Source organism: Bradyrhizobium sp. USDA3516 (assembly GCF_057651995.1).
On the sequence record NZ_JBYGYN010000001.1, the window covers coordinates 261754 to 286367 of the forward strand.

The following is a 24614-nucleotide window of genomic DNA, read 5'->3' on the forward strand; positions in this document are numbered from 1 at the left end:
CCTTTTTAATTCCAGGCGCGCTCGCACCTAGATCCCGGGCCTTTCGACCACCGCGCAAACCGTAACCGGCCGCTTCAGGTGCTTGACCGTGGCAGGCCCGGTCTTGGGAATCCTCAACGTGACTCCCGCCCCCGAATAGCGCGCCCCCGACACCGCCAGCCGCTTGGCGAGCGTGACCGGCTGGCCATCGATCTGGACGAAGGCGCGCTTATCGTAGTCATAAAGGCCCAGGATGAACTGCGTACCATCGGCGCAGCGGTAGGTTTGGAAGGTCTGCGCATCGGCCTGCCGCACACCGAGCATTGCGCCCGCCAGCATGATGACCGTCAAAACAATGGCCTTGTGCCGGCCCATGATCGCCCCCTGTAATAGACCGCAAGGACGCCAAACGTGCATCCCGGTGGCAACATAACCCAAGCTGATCCCATGCAAGACTCCTCGCTGAAGGACTCCCCTGCCCGTCATCTCGCCCTGGAGGGTGCGAGCAATTTCCGCGACCTCGGCGGCTACCCGACCATTGATGGCCGCACCACACGCTGGCGGCACATCTTCCGCTCCAACCATCTCGGCCAGCTCACCGCTGCCGACATCGAGGTCGTCCGCACGCTGGGTGTGCGCAGCGCCTTTGATTTCCGTGGCCTGGAGGAGCGCGCGGCCGGCATCTGCGTCGTGAACGAGATCACGGTGCATTCGCTGCCGATCGAGCCGACCGTCGTGGCCGGGCTGCGAGCCGAGCTCGCTAAGGGCACGCTGACCGCGGCCGTAGCGCTCGAGCTCATGCGCGAATCCTATCGCAATTATGTTCGCCACAACACGCACAGCTTCCGCGCGCTGTTCGGCCATCTGCTGGAAGATCGCGCGCCGCTCGTGATCCATTGCACCGCCGGCAAGGACCGCACCGGCTTCGCCAGCGCGCTGATCCTGCATGCGCTCGGCGTGGCGGACGAGGTCATCGCCGAGGATTATCTCTTGACCAACCGGCACTACAAGCGCGACCCGTCGAACGCCTCCGATCTGCCCGCCGATGTCCTCGATGCGATCGGCAGCGTCGAGGCCTCGTACCTTGCGGCCGCATTCGAAGCAGTCGGCAGCGAATATGGCGATCTCGAAACCTATTTGCGCGACGGGCTCAAGCTCGGCACGGCAGAGCGCGACGCGCTGAAGGCGCGCTATCTGCAAGCATAGGGCGGCTGTGCAGGGAGAACGATCATGCAAGGCAAGATCTTGATCGTGACGGGCGCACGCGGCGCGCTCGGCCAAGTAGTCGCGGAAACGGCGCTGGTACGCGGCGCGCGCGTGGCTGGCATCGATCACGCGTCTTCGCAAACCGCCGCAAGCGCTGACCACATCGACATCGCGGGCGTTGACCTGTCCGACCCAGCGCAGGCGAAAACGGCCGTCGATGCGGCGGCAAAGCATTTCGGCCGGCTCGACGCATTGATCAACATCGCCGGCGGGTTCGCCTTCGAGACCGTGGCCGACGGCGACATCGCGACGTGGCAGCGCATGCATAAGCTGAACGTGCTGACCGCGCTCAACGCCTCGCGCGCGGCGCTGCCGCACCTTGCCAAGTCCACGGCCGGTCGCATCGTCAATATCGGCGCCATGGGCGCGCTTCAGGCCGGCAACGGGATGGGTCCGTATGCGGCGTCGAAAGCCGGCGTGCATCGCCTGACCGAGGCCCTCGCCAGCGAGTGGAAGGGCAAGGTCAACGTCAATGCGGTGCTGCCCTCGATCATCGACACCAAGGCCAACCGCGCCGACATGCCGAAAGCCGACTTCTCCAAATGGGTGACGCCTCAGGAGCTCGCCGAAGTCATCCTGTTCCTCGCCAGCGATGCCGCGAGCGGCGTCACGGGCGCCCTGATCCCCGTGGGTGGACGGATGTAATCGCGTTCCGATTGGAACGTTAGAGACATCGACTCGGATTCAATCAGGGTCGAGAAGGCTCTAGACTGCCCACAACTGATTCTCCGATCGGACGTCCCCCTTGGAAACCGCGCTTTACCTGCCCGTCAAACGCTTCCTCGAAGAGCTCGGCTTCACGGTCAAGGGCGAGATCGGCGGCTGCGATCTGGTCGGCCTCAGCGCCGGCGATCCGCCGGTGGTGGTGATCGGCGAGCTCAAGCTTGCCTTTAATCTCGAGCTGATCCTGCAAGCGGTCGATCGTGCGCCGGCCGGCGACGAGGTCTGGATCGCGGCGAAGATGTCCGCGCGCGGCAAGGGACGCGAGAGCGACGCACGCTATCGCAATCTCTGCCGCCGCCTCGGCTTCGGCATGCTCGGCGTGACCGATCGCGGCCAGGTCGAAGTGCTGGTGAAGCCGCCGACCGCGGCGCCTCGCCGCGAGCCGAAGGTGCGCTCGCGTCTCGTCGCCGAACATCAGCGCCGCCAGGGCGATCCCGTGCTCGGCGGCAGCACCCGCGCACCGATCATGACGGCCTATCGCCAGCAGGCGCTGGCCTGCGCGTCGGCCCTTGCCGAGCGGCCGAAGCCGGTGCGCGAGCTGCGCGAACGCTGCCCCGATGCCGGCAAGATCTTGCTTAACAATGTGTATGGCTGGTTCGAACGTACTGAGCGGGGGATCTACCGGCTCACCGAAGCCGGACACGCCGCCCTGAAACGTTGGCCTCAGCAACGCGAGGAGGTCGGCGCAGGTGCTGCGTCACCGCTGTGACACCTGACCGGTGCATAGCTGAGATGCCGCACCGATTTCATATTGCAATGCAACATTGGCAGCACTAGGTATCCCGGCATCAAGATGAGGCCGTTATGAGCGCAGACTGGAATACCAAATATGGCACGCGGCGCGTCCGCCACGATCCCCCGACCCTGGACGAGGCGATCTTCGCCGCTGTCGGCATCACCGACGACCAGGCGCAGCAGGCCGAGATCGCCGCAGCCTTGATGGGGATGCCGCTCGATGTCGTCCAGGCCGAGGTGAAGAAGCAGGCCCGCACCAACAGCCGCATCACGGCCACGCGCGTGATCGCCGGCGAACAGGGCGCGCAGCGCTCCGTCGTGGTCGAACGCCGCGTCGTCCGCCGCTTCGGCGCCGGCACGCGCAGCTGAGCATTCCTTTCACCGCACCGAACACGAAAGCGGACCGGCCTTGCCGGTCCGCTTTGTGATTCCTGTCGCAATTTCCGGGTTATGCGGCGCGATTGCCGTACATGCTCGAGATCAGCTTCCAGCACGTGCTGTTGAAGCTGAGCAGCGCGCGCCCGGCCGTGAACGGCGAGGCCGCGAGATCGGCAAGCTCGGCCTCGGGCGTCTTGGCGAGGTCGATCGTTCCGGTCGATTCGCCGTGGCGGAAAGCCAGATGGGCCCCGAACTTCCTGGCGAGCGCGCGCATCGCATGATTGTCCGCGCCCGTCGTGATGCGCAGCTGTTTGTAGCCCTTCCAGCGGGCCTCTGCGATCAGGCGGCGGAACAGCACGGTGCCGACGCCCTGGCGGCGCGCGGAGGCTTCCACGCTGAAGGCGACCTCCGGCAAGGAATCGTCCTCCGGCGGGTGCAGCTCGGCCGCGCCGCGCACCACGCCATCGACGATATAGGCAACGATCACGGTGCCGTCCTCGGCGCAGCGGGCGGCATAGCGCTCGATGAAGCTGTCGTCGAGAAAGCCGTTGAAACGGTCATGCCGGCTGCCGGCATCAAGCCTCAGCAGGTGATCGCGCAGGAGCGGCAATTCTTCCTGCTGGCTCAGGGTCCGTACATAGCCGGGAACGGTACGGACGGTGTCTTCAAGTACCACGTCAGAACTCCTCTTGGTGTCCCTCGAGGAGGCGTTCGAATCCCTAGGTCCCCTATATTGTGCATCGCACCATGATTTTCAAGACGGAGACCTGCCCAAGTTTCGGGCATCGATGCGACTAATTCGTTAACAAAATCAAAATCCTGGAGTTTCACAGCACCAGCTGCGTCTGGGTCACCACCGCAACCAGTTTGCCGTCCTCCGTCTCCAGCCTGGTGGTCCAGACTTGGGTCCGCCGGCCCCTGTGCACCGGGGTGGCGGTGGCGATGATTGTGGCCCCCTCCTTCGCCCCGCCGATGAAGTTGGTCTTGCTCTCCAGCGTGGTCGTCCCCTTGGCATCCTCGGGCAGATTGATCACGGTCGCCGCCGCGCCCACGGAATCCGCCAGCGCCATCACGGCCCCGCCGTGGATGGTGTGGTGAAGCGTGCAGAGATCGGGCCGGACCGTCATCCGCGCCACCACGCGATCCTTCCCGGCCTCGATGAACTCGACGCCCTTGAGTTCGGCGAACGGCATCTTCATCGCTTTGAGTTTCTCGAGCGGCGTCATCAAATCCTCTCCCAAATCATTGTTGTCTCAACGTGAATGGCTTCGCGCGGCAAAGCAATGACGTCCGAGGTAATGCTCGCCGTGACATTGCCCGCCGCATGAGCGCATATGGTCCCGCCATGCGTCACTTCCCGCCCCGCCGTATCGTCTGCCTGACCGAGGAGACGGTCGAGACGCTCTATCTGCTCGGCGAGCAGGGCCGCATCGTCGGTGTCTCCGGCTACGCCGTCCGACCGCCGCAGGTGCGGCGTGAGAAGCCGCGAGTGTCGGCCTTCGTTTCAGCAGATATCCCAAAGGTCCTGGCGCTGGAGCCTGACCTGGTGCTCGCGTTCTCGGACCTACAGGCCGGAATTGTCGCAGACCTCGTGCGCGCCGGCGTCGACGTCCACGTCTTCAACCAGCGCGACGTCGCTGGAATTCTTGCAATGATCAGAACACTGGGCGCACTCGTCGGCGCCGCCGGGCGCGCGGAGGAACTCGCTCAAGGCTTGGAGAAGCGTCTCGCCGCGATCGCGGCAACGCGACGCCCCTCACCGCGCCCAAAAGTCTATTTCGAGGAATGGGACGATCCATTGATCTCGGGCATCGGCTGGGTCTCCGAGTTGATCGAGATTGCCGGTGGTGAGGACGTGTTTCCGGAGTTGCGACATCGGCAGGCGGCGAAGGACCGCATCATCTCGGCGGAGGCGGTGCGCCAGGCTGCGCCGGACGTGATCCTCGCATCCTGGTGCGGCAAGAAGGTCGTCCCTGCGCGCATCCGCGCACGCGACGGCTGGGGCGAGATTCCCGCCGTCCGCGAGGACCGCATCATCGAGATCAAGTCACCGATCATCCTGCAGCCGGGACCGGCGGCACTGACGGATGGACTTGATGCAATCGTTGCGGCGTTATGGGATACGGCCGGCTGCGGATCACAGGGCAACGCGGGGAGGTGAGCATGCATCGACTGGCAATGGTCCTGGCGATCACGTTGGCCCTATGTACGCCTTCGAATGCCGGGGCAGAACATACGCGAAGAGAATGGGTCTCGTATCCGCCGAATGGAATGTTTGACGAGAGCCCGGAACTTGCACCAAACCAATACAGATCGCTTCATGGCAGGCCGATCGACAGCCATCCGTCTTCTCGCAAAGCAATCCTATTGTCCGCTGCCGATAGCCGAGGCAGGAAAATATGGATTGAAGCCGCAACTTGACCAACAGCTGTTCCTTGTCCGAGGCGTCGCCTTCAATATTTCAAACGGAAAGGCCGTCACACGGCCGGCGAATGGCTTCATTTACGTCCAACATGAAAGCCTGGGACCAAAGTCCATTGCGCTGAGATTCTCGCCACTCGTGGTATCCTTGCGCGAAGCACCCGAGAGTGTCTTTGCGAGCGCTATGATCGATCAATAGGCGGCTCACACGCCGAACAGCCCTCACGTCACCGCATTGACGACCTGATACTCCGGCCGGCGCCACACCTCGCCAGTGATCACCTCCTCGATGATCTCGGCCGCCTTCAGTACCTCGGCTTCGCCGATGTACAGCGGCGTGAGGCCGAACCGCATGATGTCGGGCGCGCGGAAATCGCCGACGACGCCGCGGGCGATCAGGGCCTGCATCGCGGCGTAGCCGCCGGCGAAGGCGAAGGAGACTTGCGAGCCGCGCCGCTCATGGTCACGCGGAGTGACGAGCTTGAGTTGCGGACAACGGCGCTCGACTTCATCGATCAGGAGATCGCCGAGCGCCAGCGAGCGCGCACGAACCTCCTTGATGTCGACCTTGTCCCAGATATCGAGCGAGGCCTCCAACGCCGCCATGGCGAGCACCGGCGGCGTGCCGACGCGCATGCGTTCGACGCCGCCTGCCGCCGCATAGGCAAGCTCGAACGCAAACGGCTTTGCGTGGCCCATCCACCCCGACAGCGCGGCGCGGGCGCCGTCGGCATGACGCGGCGCGACATAGACGAAGGCCGGCGCGCCAGGGCCGGCGTTGAGATATTTGTAGGTACATCCCGCCGCGAAATCGGCGCCGCTCCCGGCGAGATCGACCGGCAGCGCGCCGGCGGAATGGGCGAGATCCCAGACCGTGACGATACCGAGCGCATGCGCTTTCGCGGTGAGCCTTGCCATGTCGTGGCGGCGGCCGGTGCGGTAGTCGACCTCGGTGAGGTACAGGACGGCGATCTCATCGGACAATGCATCCTCGATCTCCTGCGGCGCCGCCAGGCGCAATTGGTGGCCGCGTCCGAGCGTCGCGATCAGGCCTTCGGCCATGTAGAGGTCGGTCGGGAAGTTGCCGGTGTCCGACAGGACGATCTTGCGGGACGGAGTCATGTCGAGCGCGGCAGCAAGCGCCTGATAGACCTTCAGGGACAGCGTGTCTCCGACCATCACCGAGCCGGCCTCCGCGCCAATCAGCCGCGCGATGCGATCGCCGACATGGCGCGGCTGGACATACCAGCCCGCGGTGTTCCAGGCGCGGATCAGCTCAACGCCCCATTCCGCGGTGATCACGCGGTTGACACGCTCGGCGACGCCCAGCGGCAGCGCACCCAGCGAATTGCCGTCGAGATAGATCACGCCGTCAGGCAAATGGAACAACGCTCTGGTGTCGTCGTAGACGCGAAGCCTGGTCATGGGCATCCCTACAGAATCGTGCGCACGCGCCAGAGCTCGGGAAACAGCTCGACCTCGAGCATGCGCTTGAGATAACTCACGCCGCCGGTGCCGCCGGTACCACGCTTGAAGCCGATGACGCGCTCGACCGTGGTGACGTGGTTGAAGCGCCAGCGCCGGAAATAGTCCTCGAAATCGACCAGCTTCTCTGCCAGTTCGTAGAGCATCCAATGGGTTTCCGGCGCCTCGTAGACGACACGCCAGGCCTGCAGCACGCCTTCGTTGAAGCTGTGGGTCTCGCGGACGTCGCGCGCAAGCACCGCCGCAGGCATCTCGAGCCCGTTGCGGTCGGCGAGCCGCAGCACCTCGTCATAGAGACTCGGTGTCGCGAGCTCGGCTTCGAGCAGCTTGATCGTCTCCGCATCGTGCGCGTGCGGCTTCAGCATGGCGTGGTTGCGGTTGCCGAGCAGAAATTCGATCAGCCGGTATTGCCGCGACTGGAAGCCCGATGATTGTCCGAGCTGCGAGCGGAAACGGGTATACTCGCTCGGGGTCATGGTGCGCAGCACGTCCCAGGCGCCATTGAGCTGCTCGAAGATGCGGGACATCCGGGCCAGCATCTTCATCGCGGGCTGCACCTCATCCCGTGAGATCGCACGGCGCGCAGCGCTGAGCTCGTGGATGGCGAGCCGCATCCACAGCTCCGTGGTCTGATGCTGGATGATGAACAGCATCTCGTCATGCGCCTCCGACAGCGGATGCTGCGCGCCGAGGATCGCGTCAAGCGCGAGATAGTCACCGTAGGACATGCGCCGGGCGAAATCGGTCTCGGCGCCATCGCTTGTGGGATCGTAATCGCTGGACGTCATGGCTGGCCCTCTCGATCGATCGTCCCCTGGCCTCATCCGTCGAGGCCGATCAGGCGCGCGGTGATCTGTGACGAGGGGTCCTTGAGCCCGTCGATCACCGTGAAATGGTTGAGGCCTGGCTCGACGACGAGGTGCATCGGCACGTCGAAGCCGGTCCAGATATTGGCCATCAGATCGGACTGGCGGATGAATTCGGGCCGCTCGCTGCCGCCGACCCAGGCCGTCACGGGTGAATGCCCGCGTGGCAGATGCAGCGCCGCACTTTCCAGCGTCGCCTCCTCCATCGTCATGCGCAGCGTCTCGTTCATCCCCGTCTTCAGGAGCGGACGTAAATCGTGCAGGCCGCTGATCGAGAGCGTACCGGCGATGCGGTTGTAGACTACGGACTCTAGCCGGCTGTCGTCGCACAGCATGCGCGTGACGAGATGACCGCCGGCGGAATGGCCGGCGAGCCGGATCGGCCCCGAGACGAGCGACGCCGCTTTGGCGATCGCGGCGGTGATTTCCCCAGTGATGTCGGAGATGCGGGCTGCCGGTGCCAGCGTGTAGCTCGGCAGCGCCACCGTCCAGCCATGATGCCGCGCACCTTCCGCGAGGTCGGTCCAGGTCGACTTGTCGAAACGCATCCAGTAGCCGCCATGCACGAAGACGACGAGACCCTTGCTGTCGCCGTCAGGCAGGATCAGATCGAGCTTTTGGCGCTCGCCGCCGCCGTAGGCGATGTCGGTGCGAAGTTGCTTCAGCCCGGCGCGGTAGGCCGCCGCCCGCTCCGCCCACAGCGCCGGCAGCTTGTCCGAACCCGGGATATGGGCCGAATTGGCGTAGGCGTCATCCCAATCGCGCATCGTTGCTCCCCGAGGACCCGTCCGACGAACCGGACGCCAGTCTGCCACCGGTCAGGACGGCATCCTAGTCTTTCTTTTAAGCTTAAAGGATCGAGGGAGCCGGTGGATTGGGCAGCGACCGCTGTGAGTTAAGGTGTCGTAGGATGGGCAAAGCGGGGCTTGCCCACCAGTTCATTCGGGCGAGGAACAAGTGGGCGCCCCTGCCCACCTACAGGACTATCATCCGTCATTGCGAGCGCAGCGAAGCAATTCAGTCTGTCTTCGCGGCAGCAGCCTGGATTGCTTCGTCGCAAGGGCTCCTCGCAATGACGGCGGAGAGGCCTACGCCTTCTCCAGCCCGCACCATTCCGCGATGAACAGCGCCATCGCCTTGGTCGCCTTCTTCAATGACTCGAGATCAACGAACTCGTTGAAGCCGTGCATCTCGCCTCCGCTGGCACCAAAACAGAGACTCGGGATGCCGTGGTTGAGGCCGTAGAAGCGCGTATCGGTCAGTGCCGTGAAGACGAGATCCTCTGGCGTGCCGCCATAAACCCTGTTGAAGGCCTTGCCGAACGCAGCCTCAGGCTCCGCGGCATTGGTCAGCTCATAGCCTTCCGACAGGAAGCCGGACCATTCGACCTCAGGCGGATTGTTGGCGAGGAAGCGGTGGTTGCGCGAAGCGGCGGCGACGCAAGCCATGATCTCCTTCTGGTGATCGGCGATCGACCAGCCCGGCAACACCGCAATCCGGCAGTCGACGTCGCACCAGGCGGGCACGCTCGAGGCCCAGTCGCCGCCCTTGATGACGCCGGCGTTGAAGTTGACGGGATGGTCGAGCGTCTTGAAGTGACGGTCGGCCTTGGCCCGCTCGTTCCATTCGATCTCGAGCTTTTGCAGCGCCTGGATCAGGTGATATGCCGCCATGATCGCGTTCGCGCCGGAGCCTGCGAAGGCAACGTGGGTCGGGTGCCCCTTCACGCGGAGGCGGAACCAGATCACGCCGACCTGGGAGCGCACCATCTTGCCCCCGGTCGGCTCCGGAATGAAGCAGGCGTCCGCGCGATAGCCGCGTTGCAGCGTCGAGAGTGCGCCGACACCGGTGCTCTCCTCCTCGATCACCGATTGGAAATGGATCCGCGCCGTCGGCCTGAAGCCCGCAGCCTTGATCGCGTCCAGCGCATAGAGCGCACCGATCGTTCCGGACTTCATGTCGCAGGCACCGCGGCCGAACATCTTGCCGTCCTTGATGACCGCCGCGTATGGCGGCGTATCCCACAATTCCAGCGGACCGGCCGGCACGACGTCGCAGTGTCCCTGCAGGATCAGCGACTTGCCGCCATTGGTTTGCGGACGGTAAGTTCCCACCACCGATCGCGCCTTCGAAAAGTCGTGCTCGATCGGACCGAAGCCGCGCAGATCCTTCAAATCCTCGACGTCGATGTGCCAGTCGTCGACCTCGTAGCCGCGTTCGCGCAGGAGATCGCCGATCATGTCCTGGCACGGTCCCTCCGCCCCGCGGGTGGAAGGGATCGCGACGAAATCGCGGGTGGTTGCCAGCTGAGCCTCGAAGCCGCTGTCGACGGCGTCAAGAATCCTCTGCTGCGTTTCGGCGTTCATTCGGGCGACTCCAGACATTCCAATGGTCCCATGGAGCGCGCAAACTAGCCGATTTCAGCCGTTCGGGTACTCCAGAAAATATGCATCCCGCAATGCATCTTCGAGCAACCGGCCTTCGGAATAGCCGTTCAGCGTCGCAGGCCGGCTCACACCCTCGAGCAGGCGTGGGCACGGTTCGGGGGCGCCGAGCACGGTGCGGACCGGAATGCGCTCCGCATAGATCGGCAGCGCATAGTCCTCGTCGTCGTCGGCGACACCCTTGGTGCGGATCTTGGCCGAGGCTTCCTCGATTTCCATTGCGATGAAGGACGTCGCCTTGATTTCCTGCGTGGTGCTCTGTCGCAGGCCGGCGGTACGATCCGGGAAGAAGCGATCGACCATCGCGATCACTGCCCGCTCCTTCTCATCGGGGTCGGTGACGAGATAGGCCGTGCCGAACGCCATCACGGCGCGGTAGTCGGCGGAATGGTTGAAGCCGCAGCGCGCCAGCACGAGGCTGTCGAGATGGGCGACGGTCAGGCAGACGCGCTCGCCCTTGCTCTGGTTGCGTAGCATGCGGCTGGCGCTCGATCCGTGCCAGTACAGCCTGGTGCCCTCGCGCCAGAAGGAGGTCGGCGTGCAATAGGGCTGGCCGGCGATCGCGTAGGAGACGTGGCACAGCATCGAGGAATCCAGGATGCGATGAACCGTGTCGTGATCATAGAAGCCGCGGTCGTGCTTGCGCTTCACCTGGTTGCGTGCCGTTGTCGGATAGGAATTCGAGGTCTCGGTCTGGCTCACGGCCGCTCCTGCTCGGATGGAAGAAATCCGGTAGCAGTTGTAGCGGCGCATTTGGTCTGCGATAGTTCCAATTCCATGCAAAAAATTCCGACCAATTCGTCGTCCCGCGCCAAGCCTGAGCTTCCGCTCGACCTTACCGGCCCTCACGTCACGGCCGGCGCTTCCGCCGCGCACCGACTCTATCAGGCGCTGTGCGAGATGATCGTCTCCGGCCTGATCAGGCCGGGTGAGCCGCTGCCGCCGTCGCGGACGCTCGCCGGGCAGACCGGCTTCCGCCGCAACGCCGTCGTCACCGCCTATGAGCGCCTGATCGCCGACGGCTTTGCCGACGCAACGGTCGGCTCCGGAACGTTCGTCGCGGCGCGTATCCCCAAGCGCGCCGCCGAGCCGAATAAGCCGAAGGTCGTTCTCGAAGCTCCAAAGCAGGGCGCGTTTGCGCTTGGCCGCACCCATATCGACGAACGCGCCGTGCAGCGCTTTCGCGCTTTCGTCGGCCGCCGCATGCGCGCATTCGGGTCCGAGCACCTGCATTATGGCGACCCTCGCGGCAGCCGCGAGTTGCGCGTGGCGATCGCCGACCATCTGTTGTCGGCGCGGGGGCTGCGTTGCGATCCCGACCAGATCATGCTGACCTCGGGCACGCTGCACGCGCTGCGCATCGTGCTCAGCGCGATCCTGAAATCCAGCGACCAGGTCTGGTGCGAGGACCCGGGCTATCCCGCCGCGCGAAAAACCATCGCCCTTTGTGGTTATCGCACCGTGGCGGTCCCGGTGGACGAACACGGGATGCGCGTCGCCAAAGGCCGCATCGCAGCGCGGTCCGCGCGCGCGGCCTACGTCACACCGTCGCACCAGTTTCCGCTTGGCGTGCAGATGTCGATGCCGCGGCGGCTCGAGCTTCTGGACTGGGCGAAACAGGCCGGCGCATTCGTGCTCGAGGACGATTACGACAGCGAATTCCGCTATGACGGCGCGCCGCTGATGTCGCTCGCCGGCATCGATCGGCTCCAGCGCGTGATCTATCTCGGCACCTTTGCCAAGACGCTGTTTCCGGGCCTGCGCATCGGCTATTGCGCCCTGCCCGAATGCCTGATCGCGGACGTGACCGCGGCGCGCGCGGCGCTAGACCGCTTTCCCGGTACCCTGATGGAGGGCGCGGTGGCGGACATGCTCAATTCCGGCGCCTTTGCCGCGAACCTGAAGCGCGTGCGGAAACTCTATCGTGAGGCCCGCGACGTGCTGGCCGAGACGCTGGAAGTCGCATCCGATGGCGCGCTTGCGGTGCCGGTGCCCTCACAAGGCCTGCATCTTGTCGCTCGCTTCGATCCTGCCGTAGACCCGGCGGTCGCGGCGCAGGCCAAGCAAGCGGCCGGCGCGGAAGGCTGGCTGTTGGCCGACACTTATTCGCGCGGGCGTCCGCTGCCCGGTTTCGTGCTGTGATTTTCCGGGCACCCCGTGCCGCAGCTCGTGGCCTCCGCCGAAAGTCTCGCGAGGGAATCGCGCGCAGCGTTGGCCGCCGGGCGAAAATCGGCCCGCCGGGCCTGACGAACCTTCCCTATCAGAATCGCCCGACGCTCCCTAGATTGCGGCATCGATCCCGGGAACTCACATCATGCTGCTGCGCCGTGCGTCCTGCCTCTCGCTGCTGATCTCCATCGCGCTTGTCTCGACGGCACGCGCCGCCACAGTCGGACGCGAGCAGGACATCGGCGATCTCAAGCTCGGCCAGCGCGTGCTCGTGGATGATGGAACCTGCCCCGCCGGTCAGCTCAGGGAAGTGCGCGGCGCGAAGATGACCGACAAGGGAGTCTCGCGCACGAGCTCATGCGTGCCGCGGCACGGACCGAAAACGAAGTAAGGATCCGGGAAACTATTTCGCCGGATCGAACATGCACTGCAGGGTCGGCTTGGCGATCTTGGTGAAAGTCGGGCCAATCTCGCTGTGCTTGGAGGCCGGCACCCAATCGGTCTCGATGGTGGGCACGCCGGTCTCGCTGATGCCGCGCAGCAGCGCTTCGCGCAAATCGCGATCCTCGACGGCCGCGGCGGCGTGATCGTGCAGGCAGCCGCAGACCTCCTCCGGATGCTCCCAGCGGCCGAGCATGCGCGGCGCACACTGGCGCACGAACTCGCCACGCGGATCGGGTAGCCTGGAGGGTGAGCGGACCTGCGCCTGAACGGAGCTGATCGTCAGAAGGGACACGAACGCTGCGGCGCAGAGACGAAGCAACATGATGGGTTTTGCCGGCTGTTTTGTTGTGTGCGTCAGAAACGCGCGGCAATCATGATTGGCTGAGCGGCCGGAACCGCCACGGGCGAGCCGCTGTACTGGAAGGTGCCGACACCGGGGAGATTGCCGTCGGGCGCACCCGCCAACGAGGAGCCCGCGAGCACGAAACCGAAAGCAATGATGAAGCTGAGCGCGCGCATGATCTGTGTCCCAATTCAGTGGCCGGCGGTGCGCCGTCGTCGTTATGAGCCTGATAACCATGGGCGGTTTCGCGCGTGATGCGCGAAAGCCTGAAAATGGTTTCGTCTTCGTGAGAATTGTTTCGTCGCGGCCGCGGCGACGAAACAATTCTCGGAAAATGCCAATTATTTCAGACAGGTCGCGCGGCAGGCCAAAGTCGCCTGCCAGGTTCCGGCGCCGGCACGGACATGCACCCGCCCAGGCGTCGTCACGCGGCCGCCGCGCGCGCTTCACATGCATTTTACGTTTTTCTGCTGAAAGGGCGGCAAAAGAAGGCTGGATCCGGTCGAACCGGAATTGGTTCAACAACGACCCAAGCCATCGAAACCGAGACGCCCGGATCACCGGGCGCATTCACGTGAGGGATGGCCATGATGGCGGGAAATCGCGCAACGCCGCGCGAAGAAAATCCACCGACGGAGCGCGCAGATCAACCGATCATTCGCGGCAGCACCGGCGCAATGGCGCTGCAATCGAGCCGCGGCCTCGAGGCGGCGCCGCAAACGTTCGTGCGACTGACCGGGTCGCGCCTTGCGACGCCGCGCGATCGCCACCGGTTGAACGCGGGCCCGTCGCAGGAGTGAACGCGGAGCGCCTCATTGCGTGAAGAACTCGCCGCACTTCTGGACGTTTGCATCCGCCGGCCCCCACGGCATGATCGGCACCGTCGAGGTCGAATTCTTGGGCGAGCCCTCGATCAGCCTATCTGAATAAACCATGTAGACCAGCACGTTGCGCTTGGCGTCGCAGCCGCGCACGATCTGCATCTTCTTGAAGAACAGCGACCGGCGCTGGCGGAACATGTCGTCGCCCTGCTCCATCTTGTGCTTGAATTTGACCGGACCGACCTGACGGCACGCCAGCGAGATGTCCGAGACCTCCTCGGCAAGGCCGAGCCAGCCCTTGAAGCCGCCCTTCTCCGGCACCGTGAAATGACAGGCCACGCCCTCGACCTCGGGGTCGTCGAGACCATAGGTCGCGAGCTTGTCGTTCGGGCTCATCCACTTGAACACCGTGGAGCGGCGGAAGATCAGATCGGGCTCGTCGGCCGCAGCTGCCGGCGCCATCGGCGCGGTCAGAGCCAGGAGGAATAAAGCGAAGCCTTTCAGACGGATGCTGGAAAGACCAGGGAAACGAGATGACATGAAGCTCTCCGGTAACAAGTCCCCGCAATGTAGGAACGCAAGCGACGCTCAGGAAGGCGGCGGACGAGCGGACGCGGCCGCCGTTTACCGCTCCGTGAGGCTTTTTTGCTACGCCTTGGACAAAAGTAGCCGATGGCAGAACCGCGCTGCTGGTGAACGCGTATCCCCTTTGCGAGACTAACGTTTGATTTGGATTATGGATTCGAGGATGAACAGCGTGAACGGGTGGGGTTCGTCTGCCAAGCCGGCACGGCTGTGGCAGGTCGCCATATTGACGGCGGCGGGTGCGATCGGCGCGACCAGCGAGGCAAACGCAGCATTTTATTACTGGACGGACTATTCCGACGGGTCCTACTACGCGCGGCCGAATCGGCTTCCCGAAATACCGCGCCAGAAGCCGCAAAAGCGTGGCGCCGCAAGCAAGAAGGACGTCGTCGTCGTCGAGAAGGAAGCCGGCACCAAGCCGCAAGGTCCGCTCGTCATCGTCGTCTCGATCGAGCGGCAGAAGGTAACGGTCTACGACAAGACCGGCGTGTTCGCGGAATCACCGGTGTCGACGGGCATGAAGGGCCACTCGACGCCGACGGGCGTGTTCAGCATCATCCAGAAGCACAAATTCCACCGTTCCAACATCTATAGCGGCGCGCCGATGCCGTACATGCAGCGGATCACCTGGTCCGGCGTCGCGATGCATGCCGGCGCGCTGCCGGGCTATCCGGCCTCGCACGGCTGCATCCGCTTGCCCATGGCGTTCGCGATGAAGATGTGGAACTGGACCAGGATGGGCGCGCGCGTGATCGTGACGCCCGGCCAGGTGTCGCCGCAAAGTTTCTCCCATCCCGCGCTCGCCTCCATGCGCGTGGCGCCGCAGTCCACGGCGAACCTCGCGCCGCAGACCAATGTCGCCGACAAGACCGACAAGGGCGCGGCAGAAGCCAAGACGGCCGAGACTAAGACGGCCGAGACCAAGACGGCCAGCGCCGACAGCGTGATCGAGCTGCGCACCTCGGTCGGCCACGCCGTGTTGTCCGACGTGACCACCGGCAATGCGGCTGTGCGCGACGAAGCGGCCGCGACGGGCGAGGTCAAGACGGCCGAAGCGGCCAAGCCTGCGTCCGAAGACGCCGCCAAGCCGGCGAACGAGAATAAGCCCGCCGACAAGGTCGAGCCGGTCAAAACGGAAGCCGCAAAGGCACCCGATGCGCCGGCGCTCGCCACCGCGCCCGATGCAAAGAAGGACGAGGGCCGCGTCACCGATCCTGCGCCGGTGGCAAAACCTGATGTGCCCAAGCGGACCGGCCAGATTGCCGTCTTCATCAGCCGCAAGGATTCCAAGCTCTATGTGCGGCAGAATTTCGCGCCGCTGTTCGAGGTGCCTGTCACGATCGCCGCAAGCGACCGGCCGCTCGGCACGCATGTCTTCACCGCCGAGCTCGACAAGGCCGATGGCAACACGCTGCACTGGTCGGTGGTGTCGCTGCCAATGACCGCCCGCTCCGCGGCGCGCGAGGACGACGGCCGCGTGGCGCGTCGCCAGCGCGGCGCAGCCGTGATCCCCGTCGCCGCAAAACCGGTGGTGACGCCGGACGGCCCGGCTGCAGCCCTCGACCGCATCTCGGTCCCCACTGAGACCATGGCGAAGATCAACGAGATGCTGACGTCAGGCGGCTCCATCGTCGTCTCCGACCAGGGTATCAACCAGGGCGAGACCGGCGAAGGCACCGACTTCATCGTCCGCCTTTACTAGCTCCCACGCAGCGCTCGATAACGCGGTGTTGACGCGCAAGGTCGCAGTGGCGGAGTAATCTGCCCCCGGAACGTCTCGGGGGACGCCGTCATGATGAATCGCAGAACCGTGCTGAGCGTCATTCTTGCGGGCGCGTTCGCGCCTGTCACGCGCGCCCTCGCTGATGGCGCGATGAGCCGGATCTCGGCCTACGCCTTTTCCTTCCCCGCATTGTCAGGCGACGACATCCGCCTCGCCGCGTTCACCGGCAAACCGCTGCTGGTGGTGAACACGGCCTCGCTCTGTGGCTACACGCCCCAATATGCCGGCCTGCAGGAGGTCTGGAACGAGTTTCGCGGGCGTGGGCTCACCGTGATCGGCGTGCCCTCCAACGATTTCGGCGGCCAGGAGCCTGGCGGCCGCAGCGAGATCACGCAGACCGCACACCACCAGTATGGAGTGACCTTCCCGATCACAGCCAAGGCGGCGGTGGTCGGCGCGCGGGCGCATCCCTTCTACAAATGGGCGGCCGACGCCCGACCGAAGGAAGTTCCGCGCTGGAACTTCCACAAATACCTGATCGGCCGAGACGGCTATATCGCCGAGGTATTTCCATCCGCCGTCGAGCCGGCCGACACGCGGATCAAGACCGGCATTGCCAGGGCCCTGGCCGACACTTGATTCACGTGCTCGCCATCCGGCTGGGCACAATTGCGACCTACGGTCAAACAGCCGTTGCAATGGCGATGGCCCACCATCTAGGCTAGGATGGTTTGGGGCAGGACGGTTTTGCCGCAGGCGAAAAGCCGCGGCGGAACAACGGGATCAATCTCGAGGGACATCACTATGCGTGTGGCGGCAGGACTGATTTTAGCAGGTGCGATGTCGGTGGCGCTGACCGCTGCTGGATGGTCGCAGACGCCGGCCGCGAAGCCCGCAGCCGCACCGCAAGCCGCGCCGGCGACAACACCAGCGGCTGCAACGTCCCCTGCTCCAGCGCCCGCAGCCGCGGCTGCGGCGCCGACGGGCTTCGTCAATCCGCCCCCGCCGAAACAGCCGCCGCAGCCGGCCCGCGCGGCCTGCAACACGCCGGGCGCACTCGGCGTCGCCCGCACCGTCGAGATCGACACCACGGGCGGTCCCGGCTTCGGCTTCGAGCATTTCAAGGAGCTCGACTTCCTGCGTGACAAGGAGGTCGTGCTGACCTTCGACGACGGCCCCTGGCCGCGCAACACGCCCGCGGTGCTGAAGGCGCTCGCGGACGAATGCACCACCGGAATCTTCTTCATCATCGGCAAGCACGCGACCTACGAGCCGGAGATCCTCAAGCAGGTCTACGCAGCCGGCCACACCGTCGGCACCCACACCTGGTCGCACGCCAACCTCAACAACAAGAAGCTCAACGAAGCGCAGCGCAAGGACGAGATCGAGAAAGGCTTTGCGGCGGTGAAGTGGGCGCTCGGCGGCGTCTCGCCCGCCCCGTTCTTCCGCTTCCCGGCGCTGCAGCATCCGCCGGAGATGGTCACCTATCTCGGCAACCGCAATGTCGCGAGCTTCTCCTGCGACATCGACTCATTCGACTTCAAGGCCTCCAAGCCCGAGAAGATCGTCGAGACCGTGATGAAGAAGCTCGACACCAAGGGCAAGGGCATCGTCCTGATGCACGACTTCCAGAAGCACACCGCCGAGGCCCTGCCCGAGCTGCTCAAGCGGCTGAAAGCCGGCGGCTACAAGGTGGTGGCGATGCGCGCCAAGTTCCCGGCCTCGACGCTGCCGGAATACGACCAGGAGCTGGTCAAGGACCTCAAGCTGCCGACGGTGAGCCAGCGCCCGGTCAGTTCGGTGGTGACCACCGTCTCCGAATAGCCGTCGCAATTGTCTTTCCGTATCGAAGGCTACGTCATCGTCTCCGCGGACGGCATGCTCGCCGATCCCTCGCATATCATGCCTGAGACGTTGAAATTCGAAGGCGACAAGCTGTTCTTCGAGCAGGCGCTCGACCGCGCCGCGCTGATCGTGCACGGCCGCAACTCGCACGAGCAGCAGCCGAATTCAGCCAAGCGCAAGCGGCTGATCCTGACCCGTAAGATCAGGGACCTCACCGTCGATCCCGAGATGCCGAACGCGACGCTGTGGAATCCGGAGCATGCGAGCTTCGAGGAGGCCTGCGCCTTCGCCGACGTCGCATCCGGCATGGTCGCCGTCATCGGCGGCCCGGTCGTGTTCGACCTGTTCATGGACCGCTACGACACGTTCTGGCTGTCGGAGGCTCCGCACGTGCGGCTGCCCGGCGGCGAGGGCTGCTTCGTCGGCGTGCCCCAGCGGACGCCGCACGAGGTGCTGGCTGCGCATGGGCTGAAGCCGGGCGCGCCTTACCTTCTCGACGCGGCGCATGAGGTGACCGTGACTCCGTGGCGGCGGGGGTAGCCTGCCTGCAGTGGCGGCGGCGCTCACGCCGGCTTCAACTCAAACCTCGAAAACAACCCCATGCACAGTACCGGCAACAACATACCGCTTCGCATCTTGCTGGTCTGGCAGCCGAAAATTGGTCCCGCCGCCGGCCAGCGCAAAGCCGACTAGCATATTTGCCGAGACCCGATAATCGGCCCCGACGGCGGTCGTGGCGCTATAGCCAACGTCCGAGACGCGGCGTCAATACGAGCCGACGGCTGCGACACACCGCATCAATAGACTGAGACAAAACAGCAAAAACTGACCCAGGGCCGGAATGAACGACGAGAGCACGACGACAGGTCCGACGGACGCTTCCGGATTGAATGACGATGACGCCCCGATATCGTCCCTGCTGCCGGCATTCGGCTTCACCGCCGATCAGATGGAGACGGAAGCGAACGTCGCGGCGTGGCGGGAAGCCGTCGCCACACTGTTCGAGGTGGATGAGCCGCCCGCGAGGCCGCATTGCTCGGCCGGCAGCGCGGCAGCGATGGAGCGAGCAGCGCGACGATTTCCCGCTGGATGCGCGAGATCGCGCCGCCGCGAGCGGAGTGACCGCTAGACGTCGCCGTAGGCCGCCTCAGCCGGGCGCGTGGTGCGGCCGTAGCCTATGATCATGCAGAGCGCGCCAATGATCGAGAGGTTCTTGAGCGCATCGACCAGCATCTTGGCGTTGTCGGGTGCCGCCATGTTCCAGAAATCGTAGAACAGGAACGTCGCGACGGCGACGTAGACGATCAGCAGCATCGCGAAGAAGCGCGCGCCGAAATTCAGCGCGATCATCAGCCCTGCGATGATCTCGAGCCCGCCGATCGCGATCGCCAAGAGCTGCGGCGTGGTCATGGCGGTCGCCGTCTCGACCTGCTTGGCGTAAGGCGCGATGATTTCGGGCACCACGACCTTGGTTGCGATGAAGTCGGCGGTGGCCTGGATGGCGAAGAGCTTGGTCGCGCCCGTGTAGATGAACAGCACGGCGAACAGGATTCGCCCGAAAGTCACGAACGCTGGCATGATCGGCCTCTTGGCAAAGCGCGAAGCAAGGAACGCGCGAATGGATTATGGAGAGTCCGTTTGGTCTTTTCAAACGGGGAAATGGCGAACTGAAGTAATTCAGGGCGGCGCTCCCTAGCGGAATCGAACCACCGGGATGAGATGACTACCACTCTCTCGGCGTCATGGCCGGGCTTGACCCGGCCATCCACGACTTGTCCCACCGCACCAAGAACGTGGATGCCCGGGACAAGCCCGGGCATGACGCTTCGTGGGAACGTTGGTGCCTTACGTAAACAACGTCGGCTGCTGCCGCGAGGCGCGTTCCTGCGCTTCCACCACGGCGACTGCGGTCATGTTGAGGATGCCGCGCGCCGTCACCGAGGGGGTCAGGATATGCGCGGGCCGCGCCGGGCCGACCAGGATCGGGCCGACAGGCAGCGCATCGGCCAGCGACTTGATCATCTGATAGGCGACGTTGGCGGTATCCAGGGTCGGCATGATCAGGATGTTGGCCTCGCCCTCCAGCTTGGAATGCGGCAGCACCATCCTTCGCGCAGCTGCGGAGAGTGCGGTGTCGCCCTGCATTTCGCCGTCGGCCTCGATCTCCGGATGCCTATCCTTCAGAAGCTGGGTCGCCAGCCGCATCTTGCGCGAGGAATCGGTGTCGTAACTGCCGAAATCCGAGTGCGAGACGAAGGCGATCTTCGGCTTGATGTTGAAGCGCTGGACGTGGACCGCGGCGAGCGATGCGATTTCGGCAAGCTCCTCCGCGCTCGGATTGGGGCGAACCTGCGTGTCGGCGATGAAGAAGGCGCCCTTGCTGGTGATCAATAGCGCCAGCGCCGCATAGTCGCTAATCCCCGGCGAGAATCCGACGATCTCGCGGACATGGCGCAGATGGCTCATGTAGCGGCCCTCGACGCCGCAGAGCATGGCGTCCGCTTCCCCGCGCGTGACCGCGAGCGCGGCGATCACCGTGTTGTTGGTGCGCACCACCGTGCGAGCCGCATCCGGCGTCACGCCGCGGCGGCCGGCGACCTCGACATAGGACTGCACGTAGGAACGATAGCGCGGATCGTCCTCGGGATTGACGAGGTCGAAATCCTTGCCGGCGCGGATCGAGAGGCCGAAGCGCTTGATGCGCGCCTCCACGACCGACGGACGGCCGACCAGGATCGGCCGTGCCAGCTTTTCCTCCAGCACGACTTGCGTCGCGCGCAGCACGCGCTCGTCCTCGCCTTCGGCATAGATCACGCGCACCGGCTGGGTCTTGGCCTTGGCGAACATCGGCTTCATGACGAGGCCGGAGCGGAAGGCGAAGCGCTCGAGCAGCGCGGTGTATTCGTCGAAATTGGTGATGGGGCGCGTTGCGACGCCCGATTCCATCGCCGCCTTCGCCACAGCCGGCGCGATGCGCAAGATCAACCTGGGATCGAAGGGGCTCGGGATCAGCGAGCCCGGACCGAAGCCCTGCGTCTCGCCGGTGTCGAAACCTTGCGCGACGGCATCCGACGGCGCCTCGCGCGCCAGCTGCGCGATGGCCTCGACGGCTGCGTGCTTCATCTCCTCGTTGATGGCGCTGGCGCCGACGTCGAGCGCACCGCGGAAGATGAAGGGAAAGCACAGGACGTTGTTGACCTGGTTCGGGTAGTCGGAGCGCCCGGTGCAGATCATGGCGTCGGGGCGCACCTTGCGCGCTTCCTCGGGCATGATCTCAGGGGTCGGGTTCGCGAGCGCCATGATCAAGGGCTTGTCGCCCATCGCCTTGGCCATCTCCGGCTTGAGAACGCCCGGCGCCGAGAGGCCGATGAAAATGTCGGCGCCGCCGATGACGTCGGCGAGCGTGCGCTTGTCGGTCTTCTGCGCATAGACCGCCTTCCAGCGGTCCATCGAGGTGTTGCGGCCCTCGTGCACGAGGCCGTCGATGTCGCAGACCCAGATGTTCTTGCGCTGCGCGCCCATCGAGACCAGCAGGTTCAACGTCGCGATCGCCGCCGCCCCTGCCCCCGACGCCACGATCTTGACCTCGGACAGCTTCTTGCCGTTCAGCCTCAGACCATTGGTGATGGCGGCGGCGACGATGATCGCAGTGCCGTGCTGGTCGTCGTGGAAGACCGGAATCTTCATGCGCTCCTTCAAGCGCGCTTCGATCTCGAAGCATTCCGGCCCGCGGATGTCCTCCAGATTGATGCCGCCGAAGGTCGGCTCCAGCGCGGCCACGGTCTCGACCACGCGATCGATGGTGTCGGCGGCGATCTCGATGTCGAACACGTCGATGCCGGCGAATTTCTTGAACAGGACCGCCTTGCCTTCCATCACCGGCTTGGAGGCCAGCGGACCGATATTGCCGAGGCCGAGCACCGCGGTGCCGTTGGAAACCACGGCAACCAGATTGGCGCGCGTGGTGAGCGTGGCCGCCTCGGCCGGGTTCTTTGCGATCTCGGTGCAGGCCGCGGCGACGCCCGGCGAGTAGGCCAGCGCGAGGTCGCGCTGGTTGGCAAGCGGCTTGCTTGCCTGGATCTCGAGCTTTCCAGGGCGCGGCAGACGGTGGTAGGCGAGCGCCGCCTGGTGGAGATCATCAGAATAGGACGACATGCGGTGTCTCGCTTCGCGTTACCGGCCTCAAAAATGCACGATCTGGAGCGACGGCCCAAGCGGACCGTATTTCCGGGTCATGGAAACGGGATGAAGCACGGCCGAAGGCCCGGTGGCAACATCGGATTGCGTCCCCGTTAACAGGGCGCGCCGTCAAATATTTGAAACCATAGCTTTCTCTGGACCGCGCGGCCTTTCGCGAATATGGCAGGTTGCGCGGTGCGAAACGAGCAACTGGAGCTGGGAATGAAGCGAATCCTGATCGGCCTGATCGTGGCTGCCTTGCTCGCTGCGGGGGGATGGCTCGGCTTCAACCTCTATGTCCAGCATCGGGCGACCAGCGAGGTCGAGGCGGCGTTCGAGCGTCTCCGCGCAGGCGGCGGCAAGGCGAGCCATGGCAAGATCACGTTCGAGCTCGCGACCCGGACGCTGACGATCGAGGACATCGCAATCACACCAGCCGGCCAGCCGCAAGCGCAGGTCAAGATCGCCGGCATCAAGGGCATCGGCGTTCGCCTGATCGACGATGCCAGCTTCTCGGCCGGCAGTATCGACATCGGCGGCTTCGAAGTCGCCCTGGACCAGGTCGGCGCCGCGAAGCTGAAGGCATCCTACAAGATCCCGCAGTTCACCCTGCGGGACTATGCCGGCCCCCTTCGCGGCGGCAATCCGCCTGCGGGCGGCACCTTGTTCGACATTTATCGCTATGTGCTCGAACAATACGCAGGCATCACGGCATCATCAGTCGCGGCTCCGACGCTGACGATGACCTTCGACGCGAGCGGCAGCGCCGCTGGAAGCGGCGAAATCACCTATTCCGGGCTGGCCATCCAGAATCTCAAGCGCGGCAAGCTGGAGGCGATGAAGGCCGATCGCGCCGTCTTCACCATCGACGTGCCGCAGCCGGGCAAACCGGACAAGCTGACCGGCGACCTCTCCAACATCATCGTCAACGATTTCGACACGACCGCAATTGCCGCGGCGCTCGCCCCGCTGAAGGCCGGCGACGACAGCTATCACCGCATCTACCGGCAGATCTCGGCGGGCCGCTATGTGCTCAAATCCAGTCAGGGCATGCGGATGGAGATCGACGGGATCAGTTTCGAGGACATCGCGCTGCAGCCCTCCAAATTCCGGCCGGCCGAGATCGTGGCGCTCTTGCCGACCGACCGGTCGGTAGTCGCGACCGCCGCGCAATCGCGCGAGCTGATGGAGAAGCTCGCCGAATACTATGAGGGTCTTCGCATTGGTCGGATCGAGATCGGCAAGGCGTCGATGGGCCTTCCGCAAGGAATGGCCAGCATCAAGGCGGTCAGATACCAGGACGGCGAATTTGCGATCGAAGGCGTCGACGCGCCGTCTGCGAAAGGGCCGTTCAAGATGGAGCGCTTCGCGCTGAAATCGTTCAGCGCGGCAAACCTGATGCGATGGGCCGCCGGCGTGAGCAGGCACGGCCAGCCGCCCCCGCCCGAAGAGATGTTGGGCCTGTTCCGCGTGCTCGAAGGCGCCGAGGTCAAGGGCGTGGTGGCGCCCCACAACACCGCGCGGCAGCCCATCACCGTCGACACGATCAGCCTGCACTGGGGCCAGCTGGTGGGATCGATCCCGAGCAAGGCCAGTCTGGCCGTGAAGATGGTCACGCCGACCGATCCCGCCAATCCGGCGCTGCAGCCACTGATCGTGGCAGGCGTGGACAAGCTCGCGATCGACCTTGATCTCGGCGCGGCCTGGACGGAATCGTCGGGCGCGTTCGCACTCGCTCCCGCCACGCTCGATCTCGGCAATCTCGCCAGGGCGCAGCTGAGCGTGGCGCTTGCCAAGGTGCCGCGCGAGCTCTTCACCACGATGGACCCGTCCGAGGCGATGGGTCAGTTGGCGCAGGTCGAGACCGGCGCAATCGAGCTCTCGTTGCGCGACCGCGGCGTGGTCGATCTGGTCGTGGCCCAATTCGCTCGCATGCAGAATGTCAGCCGCGATGCGGCGCGCAGCGCCATCGTCGCGATGATCCGGGCCCAAGGCGAGAAGGTCGCGGCCTCCAATCTCGATGCCAAGGTCGCGGTCGATGCACTCGCCGGCTTCGTCGCGACCTCGGGGCAAACGCTGAGCATCAGGCTGACACCGCTCGGCACGCTGCCGTTGCTTCAGCTGATGGATGTCCTCGACCAGGAACCGATCATCGCGCTGGCGCAGTTCAGGATCGAGGCTTCGACGGGGCTGTAGGGCCGCAGCGGC

At 64.8% G+C, this 24614-nt stretch carries 25 protein-coding genes and 1 pseudogene; 13 read left to right on the forward strand and 13 right to left on the reverse strand.

The window, feature by feature from the left end; translation table 11 throughout:
* Positions 1–27: 27 nt before the first annotated feature.
* On the reverse strand, positions 28–354 hold the full coding sequence (locus tag AC24YW_RS01440; RefSeq protein WP_487481030.1) for an MliC family protein: 327 nt from the start codon (positions 352–354) through the stop codon (positions 28–30).
* 87 nt (positions 355–441) lie between these two features.
* Between AC24YW_RS01440 and AC24YW_RS01445 the strand changes: the two genes are divergently transcribed.
* The 4 genes from AC24YW_RS01445 to AC24YW_RS01460 all read left to right on the forward strand — a co-directional run bounded on the left by AC24YW_RS01445 (position 442) and on the right by AC24YW_RS01460 (position 3072).
* The gene (locus tag AC24YW_RS01445) at positions 442–1185 is read left to right on the forward strand and encodes a tyrosine-protein phosphatase (RefSeq protein WP_487481832.1); all 744 of its coding nucleotides are present in this window, start codon (positions 442–444) and stop codon (positions 1183–1185) included.
* A gap of 24 nt (positions 1186–1209) precedes the next feature.
* Positions 1210–1890, forward strand: coding sequence for an SDR family oxidoreductase (locus tag AC24YW_RS01450; protein WP_487481031.1), 681 nt, complete (start codon positions 1210–1212; stop codon positions 1888–1890).
* 100 nt (positions 1891–1990) lie between these two features.
* Entirely contained in the window at positions 1991–2677 is a 687-nt protein-coding gene (locus AC24YW_RS01455) for a DUF2161 domain-containing phosphodiesterase (protein WP_487481032.1), read from the forward strand.
* Between the two features lie 95 nt (positions 2678–2772).
* The gene (locus AC24YW_RS01460; RefSeq protein WP_128261949.1) at positions 2773–3072 is read left to right on the forward strand and encodes a hypothetical protein; all 300 of its coding nucleotides are present in this window, start codon (positions 2773–2775) and stop codon (positions 3070–3072) included.
* Positions 3073–3151: 79 nt separating this feature from the next.
* On the opposite strand, the gene AC24YW_RS01465 is transcribed toward AC24YW_RS01460, so the two are convergent.
* Together AC24YW_RS01465 and AC24YW_RS01470 are read right to left on the reverse strand one after the other, a co-directional pair.
* Positions 3152–3757 carry an N-acetyltransferase family protein gene (locus tag AC24YW_RS01465; protein WP_487481033.1) on the reverse strand — a complete coding sequence of 202 codons (606 nt, stop codon included), beginning with the start codon at positions 3755–3757 and terminating at the stop codon, positions 3152–3154.
* 151 nt (positions 3758–3908) lie between these two features.
* Entirely contained in the window at positions 3909–4307 is a 399-nt protein-coding gene (locus AC24YW_RS01470) for a PaaI family thioesterase (RefSeq protein WP_487481034.1), read from the reverse strand.
* 119 nt (positions 4308–4426) lie between these two features.
* Here AC24YW_RS01470 and AC24YW_RS01475 point away from each other — a divergent pair, with 119 nt between their 5' ends.
* Positions 4427–5242 (forward strand): cobalamin-binding protein, encoded by an 816-nt coding sequence (locus AC24YW_RS01475; RefSeq protein WP_487481833.1) that lies wholly within the window; start codon positions 4427–4429, stop codon positions 5240–5242.
* Positions 5243–5724: 482 nt separating this feature from the next.
* Here the strand turns inward: AC24YW_RS01475 and kynU are convergent, their stop codons facing one another.
* The 5 genes from kynU to AC24YW_RS01500 form a co-directional block, all read right to left on the reverse strand.
* Positions 5725–6927 (reverse strand): kynureninase, encoded by a 1203-nt coding sequence (kynU, locus tag AC24YW_RS01480; RefSeq protein WP_487481035.1) that lies wholly within the window; start codon positions 6925–6927, stop codon positions 5725–5727.
* Between the two features lie 8 nt (positions 6928–6935).
* Positions 6936–7775 (reverse strand): tryptophan 2,3-dioxygenase, encoded by an 840-nt coding sequence (kynA, locus tag AC24YW_RS01485; RefSeq protein WP_487481036.1) that lies wholly within the window; start codon positions 7773–7775, stop codon positions 6936–6938.
* 32 nt (positions 7776–7807) lie between these two features.
* Positions 7808–8620 (reverse strand): alpha/beta hydrolase, encoded by an 813-nt coding sequence (locus AC24YW_RS01490; RefSeq protein WP_487481037.1) that lies wholly within the window; start codon positions 8618–8620, stop codon positions 7808–7810.
* Positions 8621–8941: 321 nt separating this feature from the next.
* Complete coding sequence (locus tag AC24YW_RS01495; RefSeq protein ID WP_487481038.1) at positions 8942–10219, reverse strand: ArgE/DapE family deacylase; 1278 nt, start codon at positions 10217–10219, stop codon at positions 8942–8944.
* 54 nt (positions 10220–10273) lie between these two features.
* Positions 10274–10999: a pyridoxamine 5'-phosphate oxidase family protein gene (locus AC24YW_RS01500; protein WP_487481039.1), complete on the reverse strand. Its 726-nt coding sequence runs from the start codon at positions 10997–10999 to the stop codon at positions 10274–10276.
* Positions 11000–11074: 75 nt separating this feature from the next.
* Between AC24YW_RS01500 and pdxR the strand changes: the two are divergent.
* Positions 11075–12544: pseudogene (gene pdxR, locus AC24YW_RS01505) on the forward strand (MocR-like pyridoxine biosynthesis transcription factor PdxR).
* Positions 12545–12611: 67 nt separating this feature from the next.
* Positions 12612–12857, forward strand: coding sequence for a DUF6719 family protein (locus AC24YW_RS01510; protein WP_487481040.1), 246 nt, complete (start codon positions 12612–12614; stop codon positions 12855–12857).
* Positions 12858–12869: 12 nt separating this feature from the next.
* Here the strand turns inward: AC24YW_RS01510 and AC24YW_RS01515 are convergent, their stop codons facing one another.
* Both AC24YW_RS01515 and AC24YW_RS01520 read right to left on the reverse strand, forming a co-directional pair.
* Entirely contained in the window at positions 12870–13232 is a 363-nt protein-coding gene (locus AC24YW_RS01515) for a hypothetical protein (RefSeq protein WP_487481041.1), read from the reverse strand.
* Positions 13233–13264: 32 nt separating this feature from the next.
* Positions 13265–13429 carry a hypothetical protein gene (locus AC24YW_RS01520; protein ID WP_487481042.1) on the reverse strand — a complete coding sequence of 55 codons (165 nt, stop codon included), beginning with the start codon at positions 13427–13429 and terminating at the stop codon, positions 13265–13267.
* 405 nt (positions 13430–13834) lie between these two features.
* On the opposite strand from AC24YW_RS01520, the gene AC24YW_RS01525 reads away from it, so the two are divergent.
* Complete coding sequence (locus AC24YW_RS01525) at positions 13835–14053, forward strand: hypothetical protein (RefSeq protein WP_487481043.1); 219 nt, start codon at positions 13835–13837, stop codon at positions 14051–14053.
* A 12-nt stretch (positions 14054–14065) separates the two neighbouring features.
* On the opposite strand, the gene AC24YW_RS01530 is transcribed toward AC24YW_RS01525, so the two are convergent.
* The gene (locus AC24YW_RS01530; RefSeq protein ID WP_487481044.1) at positions 14066–14614 is read right to left on the reverse strand and encodes a CreA family protein; all 549 of its coding nucleotides are present in this window, start codon (positions 14612–14614) and stop codon (positions 14066–14068) included.
* Between the two features lie 208 nt (positions 14615–14822).
* On the opposite strand from AC24YW_RS01530, the gene AC24YW_RS01535 reads away from it, so the two are divergent.
* From AC24YW_RS01535 to AC24YW_RS01550, 4 genes are all read left to right on the forward strand, one after another.
* Positions 14823–16361 (forward strand): L,D-transpeptidase, encoded by a 1539-nt coding sequence (locus tag AC24YW_RS01535; protein WP_487481045.1) that lies wholly within the window; start codon positions 14823–14825, stop codon positions 16359–16361.
* A 90-nt stretch (positions 16362–16451) separates the two neighbouring features.
* Positions 16452–17021 (forward strand): glutathione peroxidase, encoded by a 570-nt coding sequence (locus tag AC24YW_RS01540; RefSeq protein ID WP_487481046.1) that lies wholly within the window; start codon positions 16452–16454, stop codon positions 17019–17021.
* A 165-nt stretch (positions 17022–17186) separates the two neighbouring features.
* Positions 17187–18206 carry a polysaccharide deacetylase family protein gene (locus AC24YW_RS01545; protein ID WP_487481047.1) on the forward strand — a complete coding sequence of 340 codons (1020 nt, stop codon included), beginning with the start codon at positions 17187–17189 and terminating at the stop codon, positions 18204–18206.
* A gap of 9 nt (positions 18207–18215) precedes the next feature.
* Positions 18216–18767, forward strand: coding sequence for a dihydrofolate reductase family protein (locus AC24YW_RS01550; protein ID WP_487481048.1), 552 nt, complete (start codon positions 18216–18218; stop codon positions 18765–18767).
* Between the two features lie 585 nt (positions 18768–19352).
* Here the strand turns inward: AC24YW_RS01550 and AC24YW_RS01555 are convergent.
* Positions 19353–19805 carry a DoxX family protein gene (locus AC24YW_RS01555; protein ID WP_487481049.1) on the reverse strand — a complete coding sequence of 151 codons (453 nt, stop codon included), beginning with the start codon at positions 19803–19805 and terminating at the stop codon, positions 19353–19355.
* Between the two features lie 267 nt (positions 19806–20072).
* A complete protein-coding gene (locus AC24YW_RS01560; RefSeq protein WP_487481050.1) occupies positions 20073–22382 on the reverse strand; it encodes an NADP-dependent malic enzyme in 2310 nt (769 codons plus the stop codon).
* A gap of 246 nt (positions 22383–22628) precedes the next feature.
* Between AC24YW_RS01560 and AC24YW_RS01565 the strand changes: the two genes are divergently transcribed.
* Positions 22629–24602 carry a hypothetical protein gene (locus AC24YW_RS01565; protein WP_487481051.1) on the forward strand — a complete coding sequence of 658 codons (1974 nt, stop codon included), beginning with the start codon at positions 22629–22631 and terminating at the stop codon, positions 24600–24602.
* Positions 24603–24614: the final 12 nt, after the last annotated feature.